The 22,042-nt window shown below is 65.5% G+C and carries 22 protein-coding genes and 1 riboswitch; of the genes, 16 read left to right on the forward strand and 6 right to left on the reverse strand.

Going from position 1 to position 22,042, the window contains the following annotated elements; genetic code table 11:
- Positions 1-32: 32 nt before the first annotated feature.
- The gene (pncB, locus tag CR156_RS00230; RefSeq protein WP_100551531.1) at positions 33-1,220 is read left to right on the forward strand and encodes a nicotinate phosphoribosyltransferase; all 1,188 of its coding nucleotides are present in this window, start codon (positions 33-35) and stop codon (positions 1,218-1,220) included.
- On the opposite strand, the gene CR156_RS00235 is transcribed toward pncB, so the two are convergent.
- A complete protein-coding gene (locus CR156_RS00235; RefSeq protein WP_089238703.1) occupies positions 1,211-1,576 on the reverse strand; it encodes a type 1 fimbrial protein in 366 nt (121 codons plus the stop codon). The two genes, pncB and CR156_RS00235, sit on opposite strands and share 10 nt — an antisense overlap.
- Before the next feature lie 421 nt (positions 1,577-1,997).
- On the opposite strand from CR156_RS00235, the gene CR156_RS00240 reads away from it, so the two are divergent.
- From CR156_RS00240 to CR156_RS00255, 4 genes are all read left to right on the forward strand, one after another.
- Positions 1,998-2,537 carry a fimbrial protein gene (locus CR156_RS00240; protein WP_049469455.1) on the forward strand — a complete coding sequence of 180 codons (540 nt, stop codon included), beginning with the start codon at positions 1,998-2,000 and terminating at the stop codon, positions 2,535-2,537.
- Positions 2,538-2,622: 85 nt separating this feature from the next.
- The gene (locus tag CR156_RS00245) at positions 2,623-3,351 is read left to right on the forward strand and encodes a fimbrial biogenesis chaperone (protein ID WP_089238705.1); all 729 of its coding nucleotides are present in this window, start codon (positions 2,623-2,625) and stop codon (positions 3,349-3,351) included.
- A gap of 92 nt (positions 3,352-3,443) precedes the next feature.
- Positions 3,444-6,008: a fimbria/pilus outer membrane usher protein gene (locus CR156_RS00250; protein WP_100551532.1), complete on the forward strand. Its 2,565-nt coding sequence runs from the start codon at positions 3,444-3,446 to the stop codon at positions 6,006-6,008.
- Entirely contained in the window at positions 5,999-7,033 is a 1,035-nt protein-coding gene (locus tag CR156_RS00255) for a fimbrial protein (protein ID WP_100551533.1), read from the forward strand. Before CR156_RS00250 ends, CR156_RS00255 begins: the two co-directional genes overlap by 10 nt.
- A gap of 99 nt (positions 7,034-7,132) precedes the next feature.
- On the opposite strand, the gene CR156_RS00260 is transcribed toward CR156_RS00255, so the two are convergent.
- Both CR156_RS00260 and ettA read right to left on the reverse strand, forming a co-directional pair.
- Positions 7,133-8,449 (reverse strand): NCS2 family permease, encoded by a 1,317-nt coding sequence (locus CR156_RS00260; RefSeq protein ID WP_089238711.1) that lies wholly within the window; start codon positions 8,447-8,449, stop codon positions 7,133-7,135.
- 159 nt (positions 8,450-8,608) lie between these two features.
- The gene (gene ettA / locus CR156_RS00265; RefSeq protein WP_100551534.1) at positions 8,609-10,273 is read right to left on the reverse strand and encodes an energy-dependent translational throttle protein EttA; all 1,665 of its coding nucleotides are present in this window, start codon (positions 10,271-10,273) and stop codon (positions 8,609-8,611) included.
- Positions 10,274-10,525: 252 nt separating this feature from the next.
- Between ettA and CR156_RS00270 the strand changes: the two genes are divergently transcribed.
- The 6 genes from CR156_RS00270 to ribD all read left to right on the forward strand — a co-directional run bounded on the left by CR156_RS00270 (position 10,526) and on the right by ribD (position 15,286).
- Entirely contained in the window at positions 10,526-11,002 is a 477-nt protein-coding gene (locus tag CR156_RS00270; RefSeq protein WP_100551535.1) for an RcnB family protein, read from the forward strand.
- Between the two features lie 184 nt (positions 11,003-11,186).
- Positions 11,187-12,440, forward strand: coding sequence for a serine hydroxymethyltransferase (glyA, locus tag CR156_RS00275; protein ID WP_100551536.1), 1,254 nt, complete (start codon positions 11,187-11,189; stop codon positions 12,438-12,440).
- Between the two features lie 67 nt (positions 12,441-12,507).
- On the forward strand, positions 12,508-12,936 hold the full coding sequence (locus CR156_RS00280) for a hypothetical protein (RefSeq protein WP_100551537.1): 429 nt from the start codon (positions 12,508-12,510) through the stop codon (positions 12,934-12,936).
- 52 nt (positions 12,937-12,988) lie between these two features.
- Positions 12,989-13,432 carry a hypothetical protein gene (locus tag CR156_RS00285; RefSeq protein ID WP_100551538.1) on the forward strand — a complete coding sequence of 148 codons (444 nt, stop codon included), beginning with the start codon at positions 12,989-12,991 and terminating at the stop codon, positions 13,430-13,432.
- Between the two features lie 94 nt (positions 13,433-13,526).
- Positions 13,527-14,048 carry a transcriptional regulator NrdR gene (gene nrdR, locus CR156_RS00290; RefSeq protein WP_100551539.1) on the forward strand — a complete coding sequence of 174 codons (522 nt, stop codon included), beginning with the start codon at positions 13,527-13,529 and terminating at the stop codon, positions 14,046-14,048.
- A 152-nt stretch (positions 14,049-14,200) separates the two neighbouring features.
- Positions 14,201-15,286, forward strand: a complete 1,086-nt coding sequence (ribD, locus tag CR156_RS00295; protein ID WP_100551540.1) for a bifunctional diaminohydroxyphosphoribosylaminopyrimidine deaminase/5-amino-6-(5-phosphoribosylamino)uracil reductase RibD — start codon at positions 14,201-14,203, stop codon at positions 15,284-15,286.
- A gap of 63 nt (positions 15,287-15,349) precedes the next feature.
- On the opposite strand, the gene CR156_RS00300 is transcribed toward ribD, so the two are convergent.
- From CR156_RS00300 to CR156_RS00310, 3 genes are all read right to left on the reverse strand, one after another.
- Positions 15,350-15,982 (reverse strand): hypothetical protein, encoded by a 633-nt coding sequence (locus CR156_RS00300; RefSeq protein WP_100551541.1) that lies wholly within the window; start codon positions 15,980-15,982, stop codon positions 15,350-15,352.
- Positions 15,969-16,850, reverse strand: a complete 882-nt coding sequence (locus CR156_RS00305; RefSeq protein WP_100551542.1) for a hypothetical protein — start codon at positions 16,848-16,850, stop codon at positions 15,969-15,971. The genes CR156_RS00300 and CR156_RS00305 overlap by 14 nt, the downstream gene beginning before the upstream one ends.
- A gap of 149 nt (positions 16,851-16,999) precedes the next feature.
- Entirely contained in the window at positions 17,000-17,623 is a 624-nt protein-coding gene (locus CR156_RS00310) for an outer membrane beta-barrel protein (RefSeq protein WP_100551543.1), read from the reverse strand.
- A gap of 243 nt (positions 17,624-17,866) precedes the next feature.
- A riboswitch (FMN riboswitch) is annotated at positions 17,867-18,013 on the forward strand.
- A 77-nt stretch (positions 18,014-18,090) separates the two neighbouring features.
- On the opposite strand from CR156_RS00310, the gene CR156_RS00315 reads away from it, so the two are divergent.
- The 5 genes from CR156_RS00315 to thiL all read left to right on the forward strand — a co-directional run bounded on the left by CR156_RS00315 (position 18,091) and on the right by thiL (position 22,034).
- Complete coding sequence (locus CR156_RS00315; protein ID WP_100551544.1) at positions 18,091-18,753, forward strand: riboflavin synthase; 663 nt, start codon at positions 18,091-18,093, stop codon at positions 18,751-18,753.
- A complete protein-coding gene (ribB, locus tag CR156_RS00320) occupies positions 18,750-19,850 on the forward strand; it encodes a 3,4-dihydroxy-2-butanone-4-phosphate synthase (RefSeq protein WP_100551545.1) in 1,101 nt (366 codons plus the stop codon). Before CR156_RS00315 ends, ribB begins: the two co-directional genes overlap by 4 nt.
- Before the next feature lie 149 nt (positions 19,851-19,999).
- A complete protein-coding gene (gene ribH / locus CR156_RS00325) occupies positions 20,000-20,467 on the forward strand; it encodes a 6,7-dimethyl-8-ribityllumazine synthase (protein WP_025876639.1) in 468 nt (155 codons plus the stop codon).
- A complete protein-coding gene (gene nusB / locus CR156_RS00330) occupies positions 20,464-20,943 on the forward strand; it encodes a transcription antitermination factor NusB (RefSeq protein WP_049469504.1) in 480 nt (159 codons plus the stop codon). The genes ribH and nusB overlap by 4 nt, the downstream gene beginning before the upstream one ends.
- Before the next feature lie 125 nt (positions 20,944-21,068).
- Positions 21,069-22,034: a thiamine-phosphate kinase gene (thiL, locus tag CR156_RS00335; RefSeq protein ID WP_100462899.1), complete on the forward strand. Its 966-nt coding sequence runs from the start codon at positions 21,069-21,071 to the stop codon at positions 22,032-22,034.
- The last annotated feature ends 8 nt before the right edge of the window (positions 22,035-22,042 follow it).

Genomic DNA, 22,042 nt, shown 5'->3' on the forward strand with positions numbered 1-22,042 from the left:
CGGTTCACCCCTACAGGCGCATAATTCCAGCCATGCCTATCATCCAGTCCCTGCTCGACACCGACCTGTACAAGTTCACCATGATGCAGGCGGTGCTGCACCAGCACCCCGGCGCGCAGGTTCAATACCGTTTCAAATGCCGCACACCTGGTATCGAGCTGGCCCGCTTCATCGACCAGATCGATGAGGAGATCGACCACCTGTGCAGCCTGCGCTTCAGCAATGAAGAGCTGGACTACATGCGCGGCCTGCGCTTCGTGAAGCCGGATTTCGCCGACTTCCTCGGCCTGTTCCACCTGGATCGCAAGTACATCCAGCTGCGTGCGTCGAAGACGGTGCCTGGTGAGATCGAGCTGGATATCACCGGTCCGTGGTTGCACACCATCCTGTTCGAAGTGCCGCTGCTGGCGATCATCAACGAAGTCTGGTTCCGCAACACCACCACGGCGGATTTCGCCGAAGGCGAACGCCGGCTGCAGGCCAAGGCCGCGCTGCTGCGCGATACCCCCGGCTTCGAACAGTGCCGCATCGCCGACTACGGCAGCCGCCGCCGCTATTCGCGCGACTGGCATGCGCGCCTGCTGCCGCTGCTGCGCGACGCGCTGGGCCCGCAGCTGGTCGGCACCAGCAACGTGCACTTCGCCCGCCTGTACGGCATGACCCCGCACGGCACCATGGCCCACGAATACCTGCAGGCATTCCAGGCGCTGGGTCCGCGCCTGCGCGATTCGCAGGTGGCGGCACTGGAATCGTGGGCGCGCGAGTACCGCGGCGACCTCGGCATCGCGCTGTCCGACGTGGTCGGGCTGGATGCGTTCCTGCGCGACTTCGACATGTATTTCTGCAAGCTGTTCGATGGCGTGCGCCATGATTCCGGCGACCCGTTCGACTGGGGCGACCGCATGCTGGCCCACTTCCAGCAGCGCCGCGTCGACGCGCGCAGCAAGGTGCTGGTGTTCAGCGATGGGCTCGACATCACCAAGGTGATGCGCCTGTACGACTACTTCCGCGGCCGCTGCCAGGTGGCGTTCGGCGTGGGTACCCATCTGACCAACGATCTGGGGCCGACCCCGCTCAACATCGTCATCAAGATGGTCCGCTGCAATGGCCAGCCGGTGGCCAAGCTCAGTGACTCACCGGGCAAGAGCATGTGCGATGACCCGGGTTACCTGTCCTACCTGCGGCAGGTGTTCGAACTGCCGGACCCGGTTCAGGGGTAGTCGACCACCACCAGATAGGCGCCTCGCAGCGGTTGGCGCTGGGAGGCTTCCAGGCGATAGCGCTCGGAGAACGACAGGTCGCCGGCACGCATCGTGCGTGCGGCCACGGCCAGCTGCTGGCCATGGCGGCCGCCTTCGCGCAGCGTTGCCGTTTCACCTTCGCCCAGCGCCGTCACCGCCACCTTGGCGCCCTTGGCCGACGGCGGGCACGCTTCCAGGCTCAGCTCCTGCTGGGACAGGCGCGTCGTGCAGCCGGGATCGACGATGCGACCGCTGAAGCGGACGCTTCCGCTGCTGGCCTGGGCCAGTGCGCTGACGGACATCAAGGCCACGCACAGCAGGATCGAGCTCTTCATGACACGTTCTCTGGTTCGGTGTGTCCTAGTTAGCGACAACCGCGAACAGTCATTGATAGGCAGTGTTTCGTTCTGCTAGGGCCATCACCCGAGAAGGGTGATGCGCGTCAAATAACGCCGTTTTTACCTGCAAACGCGGTCGACGATCGAGTGCCATTTGCGTCGCACGCTAAGCCTGCCTTGGCTTCCCGGGCATCCTCCATTTTTGAGCTATCACGTCAATTTATTGGCGTCAAGATGTTGTGTTCATAAAAAATTATGAGAACTGGGTCACATTTATGCATATACTTGCGTCACGGATTCAGGGAGAGGTACGTCCGAATCCGGCGACAGGTGAGACGCAAGGAAGGGTCCGATGCCCGGCAGTGCTCCTTGCTTCCTCCTCTACTTTCCATCTCTTCAGTAGGGTTAGGTACAAGCAATGCACAAGATCAAATTCATCGCGGTTCTGATGCTGGCTGCCGCTCCGCTGGCCGCCAATGCTGCCGACGGCACCATCACCTTCAACGGCAAGGTCACCGACAAGACCTGCACCATCTCGACCCCGGGTGGCAAGGACTTCTCTGTCAACCTGCCGACCGTGTCCAAGAGCACCCTGGCTGCCGCCGGTGCCGTCGCTGGTCGTACCCCGTTCGCGATCAACCTGACCAAGTGCAGCGCCGGCAACGTCGCTACCTACTTCGAGCCGGGTTCGACCGTTGACTTCAACAGCGGCCGCCTGAACAACCAGGCTGCGGCCAATGCTGCCGGCAACGTGCAGCTGCAGCTGCTGGGCTCGAACAACCAGTTCCTGCCGGTCAAGGCCTCGGGCGCCAACCAGGCCCAGGACAACTCGCAGTGGGTGACCGTTGCTGCCGATGGCACCGCCAACCTGAACTACTACGCTGAGTACTACGCGACCGCCGCCGCGACTGCCGGTGAAGTCACCAGCAACGTCAAGTACACGATCATCTACAACTGATCGTAGCCGTACCCGCATTGGCCGGCGTACGCGCCGGCCAGTGCTTCGCGGCCCCTGGCCACACATCTCGAGCGTAGTAATTCCGATGAAAGCAATCTTTCCCCGGGCGCTGCTGCTGGCAGCGTTCACGCTGCCCTTCTGCCAGAACGCTCTGGCCGGCGTGGTGGTCAATGGCACGCGAGTGATCTACCCGGCGCAATCGCGCGAAGTCACCGTGCAGGTCGACAACGTGGGCGACTCGCCCGCGCTGGTGCAGGCGTGGGTCGACAGTGGCGACGCCAACCAGACCGCTGATACCAGTGATGCACCGTTCGTGCTGACGCCGCCGATCAGCCGTGTCGAGCCCGGTCGCAGCCAGGCGCTGCGCCTGATCTTCTCTGGCGCGCAGCTGCCGACCGACCACGAATCGGTGTTCTGGCTCAACGTGCTGGATGTGCCGCCGTCGCCGGAAAGCGCCGACAGTGGCGAACAGAACTACCTGCAGGTCGCGTTTCGTTCGCGCCTCAAGCTTTTTTACCGGCCGCAGGGCCTGAAGGGCGTCGCCAACGACGCGCCTGCAGCACTGCGCTGGACCCGCAGCGGTGATCGCCTGCGGGTGGAAAACCCCAGTCCCTTCCACGTGACCCTGGCTGAAGTGCATGCCGTGACCGGCAGCGGCGAACGGCCGGTCGAAGAGCAGGGAAAGATGGTTGCACCGAAGCAGAGCCTCGATTTCGCGGCTCCGGCCGGCATCGAGCAGGTCCGCTTCATCACCATCAACGACTACGGCGGCCGGGTCGAACACACGATCCGCCTGTCCGCTACCGGGGGCTGAAAGCGCCGCGTGGGCCATTGGCCTGCGCATCCCGCAACTGCCGCCGTGCGGCGAATTGAAGGAATGTCAGTGTGATCGGAAACAGATTGACATTGTCGATCCATCAGGCGCTTTGCCTGTTGGCTGCTGGCGTCGCCTGCCCAGGATGGGCACTGGCTGCACCGGCCAATCTCGGCGAACAAGCGCTGATGGCGCAAAGCGGTGCGGCAACGGCGCGTGCGCCGGAACAGGCGCAGTTCAATTCCAGCTTCCTGTCTGGCCAGGCCAAGCAGGTCGACCTGGCAGCGTTCTCCAATGGCAACCCGATGGTTGCCGGCAACTACCGAGTCGACGTCTACGTCAACGGCGCATGGCAGGGCCGCCGCGATCTGCAGTTCAAGGCAGATGCGCAGGGCCGTGTCGATGCCTGCCTGGATGTCGCGACGCTGGAAGAGCTGGGCGTGGACAGCGAAGCGGTCCTGCTCCAGCAGGATCCGTCCGCAGCGCTGGACAAGAGCACCTGTGTGCCGGTGCAGCAGCGCATGGCCAACGCCTACGGTACCTATGACAGCGGCAACCTGCGCTACGACCTCAGCATCCCGCAGGCGTTCATGCGCCGCGAAGCACGAGGCTACGTCAATCCCGCACTGTGGGACCGCGGCATCAATGCCGGTTTCGTTGGCTACAGCTTCAACGCGATCGACAGTGACAGCCGCACCGACGGTGGCAACCGCAACCGCAGCGCCTACCTGGGCCTCAACGCAGGCTTGAACCTGGGCGGCTGGCAGTTCCGCCACGATTCCAACCTGACCTGGAACGAAGGCGACGGCCGTCATTGGCAGAGCATCGCCACCTATGCGCAGCGCGGTATTCCGCAGGTGCGCGGCATGCTCACCCTGGGTGAGGCCTACACCAGCGGCGAGCTGTTCGATTCGATCGGCTACCGCGGTGCCAGCCTGGCCAGCGACGATCGCATGCTGCCCGATTCGCTGCGCGGTTACGCGCCGATCGTGCGTGGCATCGCCGAGACCAATGCGCGCGTCGAAGTGCGCCAGAACCAGCAGCTGATCTATTCGGCCTCGGTGTCGCCGGGCAACTTCGTGATCGACGACCTGTACCCGACCGGTTACGGCGGCGACCTGGAAGTGAGCGTGGTCGAAGCCGATGGCCGTCGCCGCGAGTTCAAGGTTCCGTTCGGTTCGGTGCCGCAGATGCTGCGCGCCGGTGTATCCCGCTATGCGATTACTGCCGGCCAGGTCCGCAACAAGCAGCTGCGCGATGAGCCGTGGCTGATGCAGGGCACCTATCAGCGCGGCATCGGCAACCAGCTGACCCTGTACGGTGGCAGCGCGTTGAGCGATGGCTACCTCTCGCTGCTGTACGGTATCGGCGTGTCCACGCCGCTGGGTGCCTTCGCCGCTGATGTCACCCATGCCCGTACCTCGTTCGATCATTACGGCAACAGCACCGGCGCCAGCGTGCGCCTGAGCTACAGCAACATGATCGGCGAGACCGGCACCAACCTGACCCTGGCTGCTTACCGCTATTCCACTGAAGGCTTCTACAGCCTGCAGGATGCGCTGTATGCACGCGACGCCGATGATCGTGGCATCGATCCGAGCACCCGCGGCCGCCAGCGCAGCCAGTTCCAGCTGACCCTGAACCAGCCGCTCGGCCGTCGCTGGGGCGCGCTGTACGTGACCGGCTCGGTGCGTGACTTCTATGATCGCCCCGGTACTGCCAAGCAGTACCAGGTGGGCTACAACAACGCCTGGCGCTCGGTGAACTTCGGTTTCTCCGCACTGCGTACCGAAGAAGGTGCGCTGGGCCGTTCCGATACCCAGTACCTGTTGTCGATGAGCGTGCCGCTGGGCCGCGGAACCCGCCCGGTCTCGCTCAGTGCCGATGTCGGTGTGCGCGAACGCGGTGGCTACGACAGCAGTCGCGTAGGCATCACCGGCGCCGCAGGCGTGGACAACAACTTCAGCTACGGTGTGGCCCTGTCCGATACCCGCGACGGTGGCACCACCGCCGTCGGCAATGCCGAGTACCGCAGCCGCTACACCGCTTTGAACGCGACCTACGGCCATTCGCGTGACTTCCGCCAGGCATCGTTCGGTGCCAACGGCAGCCTGGTCATGCACCCGGGTGGCGTCACCTTCACCCCGCAGCGCGGTGAAACCATGGTGCTCGTCGAGGCACCGGGTGCACGTGATGCCATGGTCAGCAACGCGCCTGGCCTGCGCATCGATGGTCGCGGTTACGCCGTGGTGCCCTACGTGTCGCCGTATCGTCTCAACACCGTGACCCTGGACCCGCAGGGCATGGCTCACGATGTCGAGCTGGAAAGCAGCAGCCAGTCGATCGCTCCGTTCGCCGGTGCCATCAGCTACCTGCGCTTCGACACCCGCAAGGGCAACGCGTTGCTGATCCAGGTGCGCAACGCCGACGGCCGCACGCTGCCGTTCGGCGCGCAGGTCAAGGACGAAACTGGCCAGCCGGTGGGCATGGTCAGCCAGGGCGGCCGCCTGTACGTGCGCAGCGAGAAGAACCAGGGCAGCCTGCAGGTTGAATGGGGCTCCGGTGCTGACCAGCGCTGCACGGTTGATTACCAGGTACCGGCGGGCGCCGATGCGTCCAAGACCGGCTTCATCCCGCTGGAGGCAGCATGCCGATGATTCTCTTCCGTGGCCGCAAGGCGCTGGCCACCCTGGCCGTGCTTGGCGGCGTGCTGCTGGCCGGCCCGGCGCTGGCCACCTGCTATATCACCCAGCAGGGGTTCGTCGCGCAGGACGTGCAGATGGACATGGGTCAGATCGTCATCCTGCCCAATCTGCCAGTCGGTGGTGTGATCAAGGAACTGATCGTGCCGATCAACCAGCGCGACAACATTGGTTACTGTGATCGTTGGGGCGGCAGCGCCAACGGTCGCTTCGTGAACGCTGCGCAGCAGAGCGCTGTGCCAGGCTTCAGCAATGTCTATGCCACCGACGTAGCGGGTGTCGGTATTCGTGTCTATCGCGATTCGGGCTCCATCCAGACCTATTACCCCCACACCCTGCAATTGGGGGGCAACCGCAACTTGACCCTCAATGGCGGCCGCTTCCGGGTGGAATTGATCAAGACTGCTGCGCAGACCGGTTCGGGCACCATCGCGCCCAATGGTCGTTTCACCACCTACTATCTTGATGGCGACGGTCCCGGCCGTCCGGAACTGACCTCCACCTTCAAGGGTTCGGGCACCACCGTGGTCAGCCCGACCTGCGAAGTACAGGCCGGCAGCCGCAACATCCCGGTGGATTTCGGCAGCGTGCCCAACACCAGCTTCACCGGCGTCGGCTCCAAGGCCGTCAACCGTGATTTCGACATCCGCCTGAACTGCCAGGGCAGCAACCTTGCGCAGTTCCAGAGCAAGGTCGGCATCCGCCTGGATGCCGACCAGGATGGTTCGAACATGCCGGGCGTGCTCAAGCTGAGCGCCGCTGCCAACAGCGCTACGCGCATCGGCATCCAGATGGTGCAGCGCGATGGCAGCAACGAGCGCGAAGTGCGTTTCGGCCAGACCATCAACGTCGGCACGACGACGGTCGGCAGCTCTACGTTGAGCCTGCCGCTGCGCGCCCGCTACGTGCAGACCCAGGCCGGTACCGTGGGTGCCGGTATTGCAAACGGGCAGGCAACCTTCACCATCCAGTACGAGTGAAGGCCACGCGGCATCGGGTAGTGCCGGCCGCTGGCCGGCAACTGCAGGATTCCCGAGGCATGTGAGGTTGCCGGCCAGCGGCCGGCAACAGCCACCGGCTTACTCCAGCGCGTAGCGCAGCACGAACAGCACCGCCACCAGCCACACTGCCGGATGCACCTCGCGCCAGCGGCCGGTGCCCGCCTTCAGCGCGGCATAGGCAATGAAGCCGAAGGCCAGGCCGTTGGCGATGGAATAGGTGAACGGCATCGCCAGCGCGCACAGTGCCGCCGGCACCGACTCGGTCAGGTCGCTCCAGTCCACTTCCACCAGTTCACGCAGCATCAGCCCGGCCACGAACAGCAGCGCCGGCGCGGTGGCATAGCCGGGCACCATCGCCGCCAGTGGCGAGAACAGCAGTGCGGCCAGGAACAGCGCGGCCACCACCAGCGCGGTCAAACCGGTACGGCCACCCACCTGCACGCCAGAGGCGCTTTCGGCGAAGGCGGTGGTGCTGCTGGTGCCCAGCAGCGAGCCGGCGACAATCGCCGTGCTGTCGGCCAGCAGCGCGCGCCCGAATCGCTTCTGTGCGCCCGGCAGTTTCAGCAGGCCGGCACGGCCGACCACGCCGTACAGCGTACCGGTGGCATCGAACACTTCCACCAGCACGAACACCAGCACCACCTGCAGCAGTACCGCAATCGGCGCACCGCCGTTGTGGTGCAGCAGGCCGGGCAGGTCCAGCTGCAGGAAGGTCGGTGCCAGGCTCGGCGGCAACGACACCAATCCGTGGTACTGCAGATCACCCAACGCCCAGCCGGCCGTGGTCACCGCCAGGATGCCGATCAGGATCGCGCCGCGCACACGCCGCGCTTCCAGGATCGCGATCAGCAGGAAGCCGCCCAGTGCCAGCAGCGGCGGTGCGGTATTGAGCGGGCCCAACGCGACCAGCGTGTCCTCGTTGCCGATGATCACGCCGGATTTCTGCAGCGCGATGATCGCCAGGAACAGGCCGATGCCGGCCACGATCGCCGACCGCAATGACGCCGGAATGCCCGACACCAGCCACGCGCGCACGCCGGTCAGCGACAGCACCAGGAACACCAGGCCGGAAATGAACACCGCCGCCAGCGCCTGCTGCCAGGGCAGGCCGGCAGCACCGACCACGGTGAAGGCGAAGAACGCATTCAAGCCCATGCCCGGCGCCATGCCCACCGGGAAGTTGGCCGCCAGCGCCATCACCACCGAGCCCAGCGCTGCGGCCAGGCAGGTGGCCACGAACACCGCACCCGCATCCATGCCGGTGGTGCCGAGAATCTCGGGATTGACGAAGACGATGTAGGACATCGTCAGGAACGTGGTGACACCGGCCAGCAGTTCGGTGCGCACGGTAGTGCCGTGCTGCTGCAGCTGGAACAGGCGTTCGAACAGGGACATGGGGTTCTCACGACAATAAGGTGTCACGACCAACGGTCGTGACCTACCCAAATGCAGAACGTGGGTACCGACCGTTGGTCGGTACGCCTTCCTTCACCACCAACGGTGGTGACCTATCTAAATGAGAAAGGCCGCGCGAGCGCGGCCTTTCCGGTTGCCTTACTTCAGCGCCTTGAAGCGCAGGCGCTTCGGCGCAGCGTCGTCGCCCATGCGGCGGCGCTTGTCTTCTTCGTACTCGCGGTAGTTGCCCTGGAAGAACTCCACGTGCGAATCGCCTTCGAACGCCAGGATGTGGGTCGCGATGCGATCCAGGAACCAGCGGTCATGCGAAATGACGAAGGTGTTGCCCGGGAACTCCAGCAGCGCATCTTCCAGCGCACGCAGGGTTTCGATGTCCAGATCGTTGGACGGTTCATCGAGCAGCAGCACGTTGCCACCCTGCAGCAGGGTCTTGGCCATGTGCAGGCGGCCACGCTCACCACCGGACAGCGAACCGACCATCTTCTGCTGGTCCTGGCCCTTGAAGTTGAAGCGGCCGATGTAGGCGCGCGACTGGATCTCGATGCCGTTGATGTTGAGGATGTCCAGGCCGCCCGCGATTTCCTGGAACACGCTGTGGTTGCCTTCCAGCGCGTCACGGCTCTGGTCGACATAGGACAGCTGCACGGTCGGGCCGACCACGATCTCGCCGGTGTCCGGCTTTTCCTTGCCGGTGATCATCTTGAACAGGGTCGACTTACCCGCACCGTTGGGGCCGATGATGCCGACGATGGCGCCCGAGGGCACCAGGAAGTTCAGGTTGTCGAACAGCAGGCGGTCGCCGAACTTCTTGGAAACGTTCTTGAATTCCATCACCGCCTGGCCCAGGCGCTCGCCCGGCGGGATGAAGATTTCATTGGTCTCGTTGCGCTTCTGGTAATCGACCGACTGCAGCTCTTCCAGGCGGGCCAGACGGGCCTTGCCCTTGGTGCGGCCGCCCTTGGCGTTCTGGCGCGACCACTCCAGTTCCTTCTGGATGGCCTTCTGGCGGGACTTCTCCTGGTTGTCTTCCTGCTTCAGGCGCTCGTCCTTCTGGGTCAGCCAGTCGGTGTAGTTGCCCTTCCACGGAATGCCGCGGCCACGGTCCAGTTCCAGGATCCACTCGGCGGCGTTGTCCAGGAAGTAGCGATCATGGGTGACCGCCACGACGGTGCCGGTGTAGCGCGCCAGGAACTGTTCCAGCCATTCCACCGACTCGGCGTCGAGGTGGTTGGTCGGTTCATCGAGCAGCAGCATGTCCGGCTTCTGCAGCAGCAGGCGGCACAGCGCCACACGGCGCTTTTCACCACCGGACAGCTTGCCGACGATGGCCTCCCACGGCGGCAGGCGCAGCGCGTCGGCGGCCACGTCCAGCTGGTTTTCCAGGGTGTGCGCGTCACCGGCGGCGAGGATCGCCTCCAGGCGTTCCTGTTCCTTGGCCAGCGCGTCGAAATCAGCGCCTTCCTCGGCATAGGCGGCGTACACGGCGTCCAGTGCGGACTGCGCCTGCAGCACTTCGCCCACGCCTTCCTCCACCGCTTCACGCACGGTCTTGGTCGGGTCCAGCTCCGGTTCCTGCGCCAGGTAGCCGACCTTGATGCCCGGCTGCGGACGGGCCTCGCCCTCGAAATCGGTGTCCACGCCGGCCATGATCTTCAGCACGGTGGACTTGCCGGCGCCGTTCAGGCCCAGCAGGCCGATCTTCGCGCCCGGGAAGAAGGACAGCGAGATGTCCTTGATGATCTGCCGCTTGGGCGGGACCACCTTGGACACGCGGTTCATGGTGTAGATGTATTGCGAGGACATGAGGTCTCCGTAGGCGCGACCCTGCGCCCGGTCCGTCACGGGGAACTTCCCGTTGCGGCAGCGGGCACAGATTGAATTGAATACCCCCAATTATAGCCGGAACCGGTTCCGGCCCGCGCTGGCCTGAGCGCCCGGGGCTGGCCGCGGCCTGAATACCCCGTCACAGTCCCGCAGCGGGAAGCGTTTCCAGCCGGAAACCGTTCAGATCGCATGCGCAAGATGGGATCACCACCCACCCAGCAGAGGTCTCCCATGCAACTCCATCGACTCATGGCCGGCGCCGTGGCCTCCGTACTGGCGCTGGGTGCCATCGCCCCGGCCTTTGCCGACAACGACCACCGTGGCCGCGACCATGATCGCCGTGAGTGGCGCGAGGATCGCCGGGAATGGCGTCACGACCGTCGCGACTGGGAACGCGACCGCCGCGAAGCGCGCCGCGATTACCGTCACGATCGCCGCTACGACCATGGCTACTACCGTCCGGCACCGCCGCCGCCGCGCGTGGTCTACAGCCCCGGCTACCGGCCCGGCCATGGCTATGGCTGGCAGCGCGGCCACCGCTACCGCGATTACTACCGTGGCCCGATCTACGTGGTGAACGACTACCCGCGCTACCAGCTGCGCCGCCCGCCGTACGGCCACCAGTGGATCCGCGATGACCGCGGCAACATGCTGCTGGTGGCCATCGCCAGCGGCATCATCGCCGACTACATCGTCAGCAACCGCTGATGCAGCGCCGGGGTCGGATCCCTTTCCGCAGGGAAGGGCTCTGACCCCACAACGCCAATCGAAACCATACGGGGCCGGATTCGTTCGTCGAATCCGGCCCCGGTCGTTTCGGCCCCAGCAGGCCGGGGCGGGGCTACAATCAAGGGCTGAGTCGTACCCCTTTCCCCGCCTGCTGGAGTACCCGATGTTCCCGCGTGACGTCCGCATCGAAACCTACGATCCCGAACTGGCCAAGGCCATCGCCGCTGAGACCCAGCGCCAGGAAGACCACGTCGAGCTGATCGCCAGCGAGAACTACACCAGCCCGGCGGTGATGGAAGCACAGGGCAGCCAGCTGACCAACAAGTACGCCGAAGGCTACCCGGGCAAGCGCTACTACGGTGGCTGCGAATACGTGGACATCGCCGAGCAGCTGGCGATCGACCGCCTCAAGCAGCTGTTCGACGCGGACTATGCCAACGTGCAGCCGCACAGCGGCTCGCAGGCCAACCAGGCCGTGTACTTCGCGCTGCTGCAGCCGGGTGACACCATCCTCGGCATGAGCCTGGCCCACGGCGGCCACCTCACCCACGGCGCCAAGGTCAACGCCTCGGGCAAGCTGTTCAACGCCGTGCAGTACGGCGTCAACGACCAGGGCCTGATCGATTATGACGAAGTCGAGCGCCTGGCCCTGGAGCACAAGCCGAAGATGGTCGTGGCCGGCTTCTCGGCCTACTCGCAGGTGATCGACTGGGCGCGCTTCCGCGCCATCGCCGACAAGGTCGGTGCCTACCTGTTCGTCGACATGGCGCACGTTGCCGGCCTGGTTGCCGCTGGGGTCTACCCGAGCCCGCTGGAACATGCCCACGTGGTCACCTCGACCACCCACAAGACCCTGCGCGGCCCGCGCGGCGGCATCATCGTCGCCAAGGGCGCCGACGAGGACCTGGTCAAGAAGCTGCAGTCGATCGTGTTCCCGGGCATCCAGGGCGGTCCGCTGATGCATGTCATCGCCGGCAAGGCCGTGGCCTTCAAGGAAGCACTGGAGCCTGGCTTCAAGACTTACCAGCAGCAGGTGGTGAAGAACGCCCAGGCGATGGCCAACACGCTGATCGCGCGCGGCTACAAGATCGTCTCCGGCGGCACCCAGAACCATCTGATGCTGGTCGACATGATCGGCAAGGACGTGTCCGGCAAGGACGCGGAAGCCGCGCTGGGCAAGGCCCATATCACCGTCAACAAGAACTCGGTGCCGAACGACCCGCGTTCGCCGTTCGTGACCTCGGGCCTGCGCCTGGGCACTCCGGCGGTGACCACTCGTGGTTATGTGGAACAGGACTGCGTGGACCTGGCCAACTGGATCGCCGACGTGCTCGACGCGCCGGCCGATGAAGCCGTCATTGCCCGCGTGCGCGATGCCGTCAGCGCGCAGTGCCGCAAGTACCCGGTTTACGGTTGATCGGGCACTGGGGTCGGATCCCTTCCTTGTGGGAAGGGCTCTGACCCCGGGCACCTGAGTACCGCGCATGGATGAGCGCCGCCTTAAGTATCTCTATGCAGCGCTGGCGGTGCCGTTGGGTGCACCCAGCGTGCTGTTCGGCGGGGCGATGGCGGTGATCGGCATGGCGGGAAGCGTGCTTTCACTCGCCGACGGCACTGTCGATCTGCCCAGCCAGGCGTTGATGCTGGTGTGGGGATTGGCCGGCCTCGCCGGTTGCCTTGCTTGGCTCGATCTCAGTTGTGGATACCTGTTTGGAGGACGCAGCGCACTGCGCACCCGCAGCCGGGTGCAGTGGGGCGCGCTGCTGCTTGGCATGCTCGCGGCGCTGCCGCTGTTGGGCATGGGGCTGTGGCTGGGAATCACACACGGCGTTGAGGGATTGGGTCTGCTGCTGACGGGGCCTTCGCTGCTGGTTCCGGCCGCCATGCTTTTGTGGCTGCGACCGCGCGCTTGAAGCGAGCGACCTTAGCGCTTGAAGCGAGCGACCTTAAAAGAGATTCGAACGCATGGATGAGCGTCTGCACAAACGCCTGTATATCGCCCAATGCCTGCTGCTGGGGCTGCCTGCGCTGGTGGCCGGTGGTGGCGTCGCCGGGTTCGGCATCTACACCTTCCTGGTCCGTCATGGACTGATGCGCGGCGACGAAGGTGCCGTGCTGTTCCTGTGGGCGAGTGCCGGCATTGCCGGGTTGCTGGCATGGCTGTGGCTCAGCATCCGTTACCTGCGGCGGGGGCGCGATGGCGTGCGGCAGTCACCAGCGCTGCCATGGATCGGGCTGGTGCTTGGCGCCATCGCGGCACTGGCCGTGGTCGGCGTCGTGCTTTTCAGCCTGTTTGCCGGCAGCCCCTGGCAGGTGCTGGGGTATCTGGTGCTGGGCGTGCCACTGCTGCTGCCAGCGGCGCATCTGGGTTGGCTGCGTCGCGTCCCCGGCGTTGCCGAACAAGGCTGATTGCAGCCGGCATTTGCTGGGAAAGCCCTTCTCAGGTACCGTTGCGACGCTGCCACGACCGTGGCAGCAGGTATTTTCCTGAGCCAGGCGTTCAATGCATTGCCCCTTCTGCCAGCATGCCGATACACGGGTCATCGACTCGCGCGTCTCCGAAGACGGCGCGACGATTCGTCGTCGGCGTGAGTGCGAGTCGTGCAACGAACGCTTCAGTACGTTGGAAACCGTTGAACTGAAGCTGCCGGCCATCGTCAAGAGCGATGGCACCCGCGAAGCCTTCGATGCCCGCAAGGTCCGTGCCGGCTTCGACCGTGCGCTGCAGAAGCGTGCGGTGCCGGAAGAGAAGATCGAAGCGGCGGTACGCGCGGTGGTGCATCAGCTGCGTATCAGCGGCGAACGCGAAGTGCCCTCGATCAAGGTCGGCGAGTTCGTGATGAATGAACTGCGCAAGCTCGACCATGTTGGTTATGTGCGTTTCGCCTCGGTCTACCGCAGCTTCGAGGACGTGGCCGATTTCCGCGAGGAGATCGAGAAGCTCGAACGCGACCTGCCGTCGAGCACCGAACAATTGCAGTTGCTGGGCGATGTGATCGCCCTGACCAAGAAGAAGAAGGGCTGACGCCCGTTGCTCTGGTAGATGCCAACCTTGGTTGGCGCGTTGCCGCCATCCACGCATGGCGTGGATCTACTGGACTCTGCCAACCTTGGCTGGCGTCGTGCCGTCCATCCACGCATGGCGTGGATCCGTACCAACGGCGCTACCATGGCGGCATGAGCACATCGTTCACCGTCCTTGACCACCTGCACATGGCCACCGCATTGCGGCTTGCCGAGCGTGGTGCGTATACCACCCGCCCCAACCCGATGGTCGGCTGTGTGATCGCCCATGGCGAGCGCGTGGTCGGGCAGGGCTGGCACCAGCGTGCCGGCGGCCCGCACGCCGAAGTGTTCGCATTGCGCGAGGCCGGCAGCGAAGCGCGTGGTGCCACCGCCTACGTCACCCTGGAACCGTGCGCGCATTACGGACGCACGCCGCCGTGCGCATTGGCGCTGATCGATGCCGGCGTGTCGCGCGTTGTTGCCGCGATGCGCGACCCGTTCCCGAAAGTGGATGGCGGTGGTTTCGATCTGCTGCGCGAAGCCGGAATCGAGGTCGCCGAGGGCCTGATGGCCGCGCAGGCGCGCGAACTCAACAAGGGCTTCCTGTCGCGCGTGGAGCGCGGTCGTCCGTGGCTGCGGGTGAAGCTGGCGGCCAGCCTGGATGGCCGTACTGCGATGGCTGACGGCAGCTCGAAGTGGATCACCGGCCCCGCCGCGCGCGAGGATGTGCAGCACTGGCGCGCTCGCGCCGGCGCGATCCTCACCGGTGCCGACACCGTGATCGCCGACGACCCGATGCTGACCGTGCGCTTGACCGACACCGAGGTGATGCCACCACTGCGCGTGGTGCTGGATTCGCGCCTGCGCTCGCTGGAATGCAGCCGTGTGCGCGAGGGTGGGGCGCACACGCTGTACCTGTACGATGCGATGATCAGCCCGCCCGACGCAGCCGACGCGGCATTCGCCAGCGTGGCCGTGCGTCACGGCCGCCTGGATCTGGGCGCGGTTCTGGCGCTGCTGGCCGAACGCGGCATCAACGAAGTGCATACCGAAGCCGGCGCGACGCTGGCCGGTGCGCTGCTGCGCGGTGGCTGGGTGGACGAGCTGCTGCTGTACCAGGCGCCGACCCTGCTCGGCGACAGCGGCCGCCCGCTGCTGGCTGGTCTTGGGATCGACGCGATGGACCAGCAGCGCCGCCTGCGCGTGGTCGATCAGCGCCAGGTGGGTGAGGATCTGCGTCTGCTGCTGCGCCCCTGAAAAAGGGACGGAGGGGATTAAGTCGTTTATGCCACAAACGACTTAATCCCCTCCGTCCCTTTTTCAATTCGGCAGGTGCTCGTTCCACTCGAAGAACGGCAGGAACGCATCCGCTAGTCCGCTCATCAGCGGCGTTGGGTTCTGCATGCGCCAGGCACCACCGTCAAGGTCGCGATGGAACGACACCGTGATGATCCTTTCCCGGTCCGGTACTACGGCGATCATCTGCGTATATGCCGTCGCCAGTTCACTTGCCATCTGCGGCGGATGCGGCCCATTGAACGGCACGCGATGCTGTCGATACACGGGCAGCAGTGCCGACAGGTCGGGCAGGTGGCAGCGATAGTCGACGTCGGCGCTGTCGGTCTGAGGATGGCGCACGCTGTCGGTGGCGCAATGCGCCGAGGCCTGCCGCTTGCGTAGCGCCGCCGCGGCCTTCGGCCAATCAGCCAGTTCGGGCGCCTCGTCCAGATGGCTTGCGCCCGCCAATGCCGCGGCGAAGGCAGCCCCGTTGTCGGTATCGAGATAGCGGGCCAGCGTTGCCTGTGCTGCTGCATCGCCGTGCACGATCACCTGTGCATACAGGTCGAATACCTGCACGGGCGTCAGCGCAGGTGCCGACGCCAGTGCAGTACCAGGGGCCAGCAGCGCTGCCAGCCCCAGTCGTTTCAGCGCAGTGATCTCACGCGCACTCATCGGTCCACATCATCTCGGCCATCGGACGCAGCGACTTGCACTCCTGCGTCATCTCCTCGGCCGACATCACCTGCGTCTTCGCCTTCAGCTCTTCGGCCATCGCATCAACACCGCTGATCTGGTCCGGCGCAATTTTCGCCACGCAGCTGCGGTGCTGCTGCAGCAGCAGGTCGCAGGCCGGCACGCCGGTCACCTTCGGTGCCTTGGCCGCTTCAACGTCCTGGATCCATTCTTCGAACGGCGCCAGCGCACCCAGCACCGGGCCGACCAGATCGTCGAAGTTGCTGCTGTACCAGTAGCCCTTGTCCTTGGCGGTGTACAGGGTGAGGGTGCCGGTCACTGCCTTGCGCGGGCCAGTCTGCAGGGCCTTGGTATAGGCCTCGGTGAAGCGCGTGCGGGTAGCCTGCACATCACTGGTCAGGCTGGCAGTGAACAACGGATGCACGCTGGCCAGGTCGGCCAGCTGGCAGCTGAAATCGACCTTGGCGATCTTCTGGTCGTCCACGTACTCGTTGTCTTCCACCGAACTGCGCGTGGCACGGCACTGCGAGGCCTTCAGCGCCTTGGCGTACATTGCTTCCGCCGCTGCAGGATCGCCTTTCACGCCGGCCACGGCCAGCACCGTCTGCCACGGTTCTGCCAGGGCCTGCGCCATCATGCCCGGCACCGGCGTTACCGAGTCCTGGCCGTCGAAGGCCGGCTTCAGCGCGTCGTTGAGCGTGCGCGTGGCGGCGGTATCGTCTTCCAGCAATGCGCGTGCATAGAGGTCGAAGGTCTGTTCCGGCGTCAGCTGCGCAGGTGCAGCAGCGGCGAACAACGGGGCGCACAGCAGTGCGGTGGCCAGCAGGCCGCGGATCGGGGTCTTCATGACGGTGTTCCTGTTCCAGAGGGCGGCAAGCCTAGCGCAATTGCCATGGCATTCGATGGTGCGCGACAGCCAAGCGTGTTGCGCGCGGCGGCCAACAAAAAACGGGCCCCTTGCGGGACCCGTTCGATCACACGACGAGGATCGGGCAATCAGAAGCTGGCGCGCACGCCGGCCGAGTACTGGGTGACGTCGCGGTAGCCGGAGATCTCACCGACCAGGCCCCAGGTACGGGTGAAGTTGATCTGGCCGCCGACGGTGCCGACCCAGGTGCCCTTGAACTCGTTGCCGCCGTCCATGTAACCGGCCTTGATCCAGGCTTCGGTCATGCGCGAAGGCTTGCCACGCAGGCCCATGGTGGCACGCACCAGGTTGGTGTGGTCCTTGATGGTGAAGCGGCCGTAGTCCACGTCCTTGACGGTCACTTCCGCCTGCTGGCGGACCCAGGCAATGTCAGCGGTGTAATCGACGCGATCACTGAAGGGCATGTGGTAGCCGACGCCCAGCTCCGGCTGGTTCAACTTCAGCTTCATCGAGCCGTAGTCGTAGTCGTACGACTTGCTGCCGTAGTTCCAGCCGCCGAACACGTGCACCTGCTCGGCCAGCGCGATCGAACCGCGCACATAGCCACCATCGACCTTCGGGTCGTTGAATGCTTCGTCATCGGTCTTGACCTGGGTCCAGCCGCCTTCGACGTAGGTGTAGCTCAGGGCGTCGGCCGAGGCCGAGAACGGGGCGGCGGCCAGCAGGGCGGCCACGATCAGGATCTTGCGCATGGGAATTCCTGTGAATTTCAGTCCATTGGCGGTCCACCTGTGCGGCAGTCCGTGGCGACCTCATGTCGTCCGAGCGCCGATTTTAATGAAAGTTTTACGAAATGCGAGCGACGGCCGTCACAGGCCAGGGCACGCCCGGGCGGGGTCGGATCCGTTTCCCATCGGGAAACGGCTCTGACCCCATGGCATCCGACCCCGTTCAGCCCGGGCTGTTACACTTGGCGGGCCGGTTCGCCGGTACACAAACGTCTTCAGGGCGGGGTGCAATTCCCCACCGGCGGTAGGTGCGCAAGCACGAGCCCGCGAGCGCCCCGGCCTTACCGTCGGGGGTCAGCAGATCCGGTCCAATGCCGGAGCCGACGGTCATAGTCCGGATGAAAGAAGACGGTGCCACAGGGCCTATGCGGCCCTGCGCCCGCCTGTTTGCCTTGCGGCGTTTTTCGCTCACTTTTCGCGGAGAACGTTACTTGTTTACTGGAATCATCGAAGGCGTCGGCCGTCTGGCCGCTCGCGAATCCATCGGCGGCGATGTCCGCTTCACCTTCAATGTCGGGAATCTGCCGTTCGACAACGTGCAGATGGGCGAGAGCATCGCCATCAACGGCGTCTGCCTCACCGTCATCGCGTTTGACGCCGGCAGCTTCCAGGCCGATGCGTCCACCGAGACCCTGGGCCTGACCACGCTGGGCCAGCTGGCCGAAGGTGCTGTGATCAACCTCGAACGTGCCATGCGCCCGACCGACCGCCTCGGCGGCCATCTGGTCAGCGGCCACGTTGATGGCCTCGGCCAGGTGCTGTCCATCCACGAAGATGCCCGCGCGCAGCGCTGGCGTTTCGCCGCGCCGGCCGCGCTGCGCCGCTACATCGCCAAGAAGGGCTCCATCTGCGTGGACGGCGTCAGCCTCACCGTCAACGAAGTGGACGACGAAGGCTTTGAAGTGGCGCTGATCCCGCACACCGTGGCCAATACCGCGTTCTCCGCCACCGGCGTGGGCAGCGCGATCAATCTTGAAATCGATCTGGTTGCTCGTTATGTCGAGCGGCTGATCAGTGTGCCGACCAACGGTCTGCACCCACAGGGAGATGCCGTGCCGACCAACGGTCAGCACCCACAGGGAGATACCCCATGAACTTCGCCCCCATCCCCGACATCCTGGAAGACATCCGCCTCGGCCGCATGGTCGTCATCGTCGATGACGAAGACCGCGAGAACGAAGGCGACCTGATCATGGCGGCCGAGCTGGTCAAGGCCAGCGACATCAACTTCATGGTCACCCACGGCCGTGGCCTGGTGTGCCTGCCGCTGACCCGCACCCGCGCCGCCGACCTCGGCCTGGCGCCGATGGTGCAGGCCAATACCGCGCAGTTCCAGACCAACTTCACCGTCAGCATCGAGGCCGCCGAAGGTGTCACCACCGGCATCTCGGCGCATGACCGCGCGCACACCATCCGCACCGCGGTGAAGCCCAACGCCAAGCCGGCCGACCTGCACCAGCCGGGCCACATCTTCCCGCTGATCGCCCAGCCGGGTGGCGTGCTGACCCGCGCCGGCCACACCGAAGCTGGCGTCGACCTGGCGATGCTGGCCGGGCTGGAACCGGCCGGCGTGCTGGTGGAGATCCTCAACCCCGACGGCAGCATGGCGCGCCGCCCGGAACTGGAAGTGTTCGCCCGCGAGCACGGCCTGAAGATGGGCTCCATCGCCGATCTGATCGCCTATCGCCTGGCCACCGAAAAGACCGTCGAGCGCGTCGATGAGCGCGAGATCGAGACCGAATTCGGCCCGTTCAAGCTGGTCACCTACCGCGACCGCATCGCCCACGACCTGCATTTCGCCCTGGTCCGTGGCACCCCGGATGCCGATACCCCGACCCTGGTGCGCGTGCAGGTGGAAAACCCGCTGGCCGACCTGCTGCACTGGCGTCGCGACGACTTCGGCGTGGCCGCCACCGATGCCCTGCGTGCCATCGATGCCGAGGGCAGTGGCGTGATGGTCGTGTTGCAGGCCCCGCGCGACGGCGAAGGCCTGCTGGCCCGCCTGCGCCAGCAGCCGGCGCCGGTGGTGCCGGGCAAGGACAAGGACGTGAGCCAGTGGCGCCGCAACGGTGCCGGTGCGCAGATCCTGTCCGACCTGGGCCTGGGCAAGCTGCGCGTGCTGGGCACTCCGCGCCGCCAGATCGGCCTGGCCGGGTACGGCCTGGAAGTGGTGGAGACGGTCACCCCGTAACCCCCTTGGCGTGCCGACCAACGGTCGGCACCCACCGTCTGCCCTCTGGTGGGTGCCGACCGTTGGTCGGCACGCCTCCAGGCCCCCGCCAGCCACGGCCGGGGCCCATCCACGGTAGAATTACCCCTTAATCGAATCCCAAGCCGCATATGAGCCACTACGAAGGCGATCTTCGCACTCCCGAATCGGCGCGCTTCGCCATCCTGGCCAGCCGCTGGAATGCCCGCATCACCGACGTGCTGGTTGCTGGCGCCCGCCAGAGCCTGGCCGGCAACGGCATTGCCGAAGCCAACATCGACGTGATCCGCGTGCCGGGTGCCTGGGAACTGCCGCTGGTTGCCGCGCGCCTGGCCGCCGCCCACGAACACGCCGCCATCCTCACCCTGGGCTGCGTGATCCGCGGCGACACCCGCCATTACGAACACGTGGCCGACCGTTGTGCCGAAGGCCTGATGCGCGTGCAGCTGGACTTCGGCGTGCCGGTGCTGAACGGCGTGCTGGCAGTGGAACGTGTGGAAGATGCCGAGGCCCGCGCAGGCGGCAGCCACGGCAACAAGGGCGAGGAAGTCGCACTCGCCGCATTGGAAATGGTCAACCTTCTGGAGCAGCTGCCATGAACAAGAACACCCAGGGCAAGCCCTCCGGTAAACCCGTCCGCCGCGATGGCATCGATCCGGTGCTGCGCTCGCGCGCGCGCCGTCGTGCCGTGCAGGCCATCTACGCCTGGCAGATCTCCGGTGGCAACGGCCAGTCGCTGATCGCCCAGTTCGCCCACGAGCAGGCCCGCGAAATCGCCGACCTGGCGTACTTCGAAGCGCTGGTGCATGGCGTGCTCGACAACCGTCGCGACATCGACGAAGCCTTCGGCCCGTACCTGGACCGCAGCATCGACGAGGTGGACGCGATCGAACGTGCGGTGCTGCGCCTGGCCGGTTACGAACTGCGTTACCGCCTGGACGTGCCGTACCGCGTGGTCATCAACGAAGCCATTGAATCGGCCAAGCGCTTCGGTTCCGAACATGGCCACACCTACGTCAACGGCGTGCTGGATCGTGCCGCCGTGGAATGGCGCAAGGTCGAATCGGGTCACTGACCCGACTTCTGTAGAGCCGAGCCATGCTCGGCTCACCGTGCAGCGCACGGTTGCGTCCGGCAGTGCGGCGCGTGATCGAACTGCAGCCGAGCATGGCTCGGCTCTACAAGAAAGCAGAACGCCCCATGTCCCTGGCCGAATTCACCCTCATCGACCGCATCCGCGCCCGCACCGTCGAGCGCGACGACATCGTGCTCGGCATCGGCGATGACGCTGCACTGCTGCAGCCGCGCCCGAACGAACAGCTGGTGGTCACCGCCGACACGCTCAACAGCGGCGTGCATTTCCCGGCAGAAACCCCGGCGTTCGACATCGGCTGGAAGACGCTGGCCGTCAACCTGTCCGACCTCGCCGCGATGGGCGCGCGCCCCGCATGGTGCACGCTTGCACTTTCGCTGCCGGAAGCCAGCGAAGACTGGATCGACGCGTTCGCCGACGGTTTCTTCGCACTGGCCGACCAGCACGACATCGCGCTGATTGGTGGTGACACCACGCGTGGCCCGCTGTCGCTGTCGGTCACCGCGATGGGTCAGGTCTCACGTGGCCAGGCGCTGCGTCGTGATCGCGCACAGATTGGCGATGACATCTGGGTCAGCGGCACCCTCGGCGACGCTGCCGGCGCGCTGCGGCTGTGGCAGCAGGGCGCATTGAACGTGACCGCCGCCACGCTGCTGGCCGACTACGAAACCCTGCGCCTGCGCCTGCTGCGTCCCACCCCGCGCGTCACCCTCGGCCTGCGCCTGCGTGCATTCGCGCATGCCGCCGTGGATATCTCCGATGGGTTGCTGGCCGACCTTGGCCACATTGCTGCCCGCAGCGGCGTGCGCGCCGAAGTCGATGCCGATGCGTTGCCGATGTCAGCGGCGCTGCGCGAACTACTGGGCCGCGATGCTGCCCGTGAGTGCGCTCTGCATGGTGGCGACGATTACGAACTGTGCTTCACCGCCGCCGCCGACCAGCGCGACGCGTTGCACTTCGTTGCCGAATCGCTGGATCTGCCGATCACCCGCATCGGCCGGATCATGGAAGGGCAGGGCGTGCATACCGAAGGCCACGACGGCCCGAGCGGGTACGAGCACTTCGCCGGCTGAGCACACCA

Source organism: Stenotrophomonas lactitubi (assembly GCF_002803515.1).
In the GTDB taxonomy this organism is placed as follows: Bacteria; Pseudomonadota; Gammaproteobacteria; order Xanthomonadales; family Xanthomonadaceae; genus Stenotrophomonas; species Stenotrophomonas lactitubi.

Excerpts from the sequence above, each read along its gene's own strand:
- pncB (WP_100551531.1), top strand. The coding sequence starts at position 33 with ATGCCTATCATCCAGTCCCTGCTCGACACCGACCTGTACAAGTTCACC.
- CR156_RS00235 (WP_089238703.1), bottom strand. The coding sequence starts at position 1,576 with ATGAAGAGCTCGATCCTGCTGTGCGTGGCCTTGATGTCCGTCAGCGCA.
- CR156_RS00240 (WP_049469455.1), top strand. The coding sequence starts at position 1,998 with ATGCACAAGATCAAATTCATCGCGGTTCTGATGCTGGCTGCCGCTCCG.
- CR156_RS00245 (WP_089238705.1), top strand. The coding sequence starts at position 2,623 with ATGAAAGCAATCTTTCCCCGGGCGCTGCTGCTGGCAGCGTTCACGCTG.
- CR156_RS00255 (WP_100551533.1), top strand. The coding sequence starts at position 5,999 with ATGCCGATGATTCTCTTCCGTGGCCGCAAGGCGCTGGCCACCCTGGCC.
- CR156_RS00260 (WP_089238711.1), bottom strand. The coding sequence starts at position 8,449 with ATGTCCCTGTTCGAACGCCTGTTCCAGCTGCAGCAGCACGGCACTACC.
- ettA (WP_100551534.1), bottom strand. The coding sequence starts at position 10,273 with ATGTCCTCGCAATACATCTACACCATGAACCGCGTGTCCAAGGTGGTC.
- CR156_RS00270 (WP_100551535.1), top strand. The coding sequence starts at position 10,526 with ATGCAACTCCATCGACTCATGGCCGGCGCCGTGGCCTCCGTACTGGCG.
- glyA (WP_100551536.1), top strand. The coding sequence starts at position 11,187 with ATGTTCCCGCGTGACGTCCGCATCGAAACCTACGATCCCGAACTGGCC.
- CR156_RS00280 (WP_100551537.1), top strand. The coding sequence starts at position 12,508 with ATGGATGAGCGCCGCCTTAAGTATCTCTATGCAGCGCTGGCGGTGCCG.
- CR156_RS00285 (WP_100551538.1), top strand. The coding sequence starts at position 12,989 with ATGGATGAGCGTCTGCACAAACGCCTGTATATCGCCCAATGCCTGCTG.
- nrdR (WP_100551539.1), top strand. The coding sequence starts at position 13,527 with ATGCATTGCCCCTTCTGCCAGCATGCCGATACACGGGTCATCGACTCG.
- ribD (WP_100551540.1), top strand. The coding sequence starts at position 14,201 with ATGAGCACATCGTTCACCGTCCTTGACCACCTGCACATGGCCACCGCA.
- CR156_RS00300 (WP_100551541.1), bottom strand. The coding sequence starts at position 15,982 with ATGAGTGCGCGTGAGATCACTGCGCTGAAACGACTGGGGCTGGCAGCG.
- CR156_RS00305 (WP_100551542.1), bottom strand. The coding sequence starts at position 16,850 with ATGAAGACCCCGATCCGCGGCCTGCTGGCCACCGCACTGCTGTGCGCC.
- CR156_RS00310 (WP_100551543.1), bottom strand. The coding sequence starts at position 17,623 with ATGCGCAAGATCCTGATCGTGGCCGCCCTGCTGGCCGCCGCCCCGTTC.
- ribB (WP_100551545.1), top strand. The coding sequence starts at position 18,750 with ATGAACTTCGCCCCCATCCCCGACATCCTGGAAGACATCCGCCTCGGC.
- ribH (WP_025876639.1), top strand. The coding sequence starts at position 20,000 with ATGAGCCACTACGAAGGCGATCTTCGCACTCCCGAATCGGCGCGCTTC.
- nusB (WP_049469504.1), top strand. The coding sequence starts at position 20,464 with ATGAACAAGAACACCCAGGGCAAGCCCTCCGGTAAACCCGTCCGCCGC.
- thiL (WP_100462899.1), top strand. The coding sequence starts at position 21,069 with ATGTCCCTGGCCGAATTCACCCTCATCGACCGCATCCGCGCCCGCACC.